Annotated in this window: 1 protein-coding gene; it reads right to left on the reverse strand. The window is 71.9% G+C overall.

Features of this window, described 5'->3' with window-relative positions; all coding sequences use genetic code 11:
- On the reverse strand, positions 1–1,247 hold a 1,247-nt coding region (locus tag DM816_RS41930; protein WP_162908439.1), incomplete at both ends, for an FtsX-like permease family protein.

A 1,247-nucleotide genomic window follows, 5' to 3' on the forward strand; every position in this document is an offset into this window, starting at 1 on the left:
GTGCGGTGCCGGGGCGGCGCGCGAGCGCCAGCAACGACATCGCGGCCGTGGCGCGACCGCGCCGCAGCATGGCCCGGCCCAGGCGCGCGGCCAGCGGGGGCAGCAGGCGTGCGGCGATGATGCCCACGCCGAGGGTCAGGCACAGCGGGGCGAGCATGCTGGGGCCGGCCGCGTCTTCGCCGGACAGGGCGGCCTGATAACCGACGGCGAGCGCAAGTGTCGCCACGCCGATCTCCACTGCACGCAGCCAGATCGGGCGGGCGCTGCGCGGGCGTACCCTCCGGAAAATGGCAACGACTCCGGCGGCGACGGCACCCAGAAGGGCGGCCCCGCAGGCGATGAGAGCGGTCGGGGTGATTCGGGCATCCGGATAGGACAAGGCGACCGCCATGTGGCCCAGCAGATACCCGGGCACGGCGGCAAGCACGACCGGACCGGCAATCTCCAATGTGGGCAGTGCGAGGCGCAGCGGCGTGGGCACACCGCGCAGGGCGTACAGGCCCAGTTCCTCGCGGCGCTGCCGCACGGCAGACGAGATGGCGAAGAACAGGACGAACCAGCACACGAGCACGAGCGGCGCCACGCCGCCGATCAGCTTGGCCGACAGCATGTCGCGGCTGAGCCGCACCCGATCGGCCAGGACGAGGAAATCGGTGTTGACGCCGTAGTCGCCCGCCTTGAGCTGGGCCATCGCAGCCTCCACAGTGGAGCGGATGGCCACCGGGTCTGCCTCCGGGCGCAGCACGAGGTCCACTCGTTCGAGCAACTCGCCGCCCATGCGCTGGAGCGTAAGCTCGCTGGTGAACATGGCACCGGCCGAGTTGACCCCGAGCAGCTGCTCATGCCCCGCCCAAAACGGGTCGGTCGCATCGAGGTAGCGATAGGTGCCCACGACGGTGAGGCGGCGCGCGGTCAGCCGCCGATCGGCCAGGAATCTGAAGTCGAGCTCCTCGCCAACGCCGAAGCCCATGTCCTCGCGGACCGTGACCTCGTTGTCGGCCACCGCGCACCGTCCGCTTTGGAGGACGAGATGCGCGCACACGCCCGTGCGGGAGGCGAGCATGGTGTCGCGGCGGCCGGGGCGTTCCACCTGCCCGAGGATGAACCTGCCGAACACGGTCGTCACACCGTCGACGACCGGCAGGGCGGGCGCCTGTTCGCCCGGGTCGCGCGGGTTGGCCCGGCTGGCCCGGATGACCCGCTCGTTCACCGGCGCGGCCTCGACCTCCGCCAGTGTGACCGCCCGC

It is taken from the genome of Allorhizocola rhizosphaerae (genome assembly GCF_003426775.1).
In the GTDB taxonomy this organism is placed as follows: Bacteria; Actinomycetota; Actinomycetes; order Mycobacteriales; family Micromonosporaceae; genus Allorhizocola; species Allorhizocola rhizosphaerae.